The sequence below is a fragment of the Paenibacillus sp. TSM33 genome, from assembly GCF_056099025.1.
The window spans coordinates 1-255 of sequence record NZ_JBLZXB010000072.1; the positions used below are offsets into that span (position 1 = coordinate 1).

Below are 255 nucleotides of genomic sequence, written 5' to 3' on the forward strand. Positions count from 1 at the left end.
ATGCAGGAAAAGGATGTATCGGGTATTAGCTACCGTTTCCGGTAGTTATCCCTGTCTTGTGGGCAGGTTGCCTACGTGTTACTCACCCGTCCGCCGCTAGATTAGTTAGAAGCAAGCTTCTAACTAATCCCGCTCGACTTGCATGTATTAGGCACGCCGCCAGCGTTCGTCCTGAGCCAGGATCAAACTCTCCATTAAAGACGTTACAAAGTAACGTCAACCTGTTTCATCTTCATCCACTCCAATGAGAAGAAC

The 255-nt window shown here is 48.2% G+C and carries 1 rRNA gene; it reads right to left on the reverse strand.

Annotation, left to right across the window (positions count from 1 at the left end):
- Positions 1 to 198: ribosomal RNA gene (locus ACN6NF_RS25945) — 16S ribosomal RNA — on the reverse strand; the annotation flags it as partial.
- Between the last annotated feature and the right edge of the window lie 57 nt (positions 199 to 255).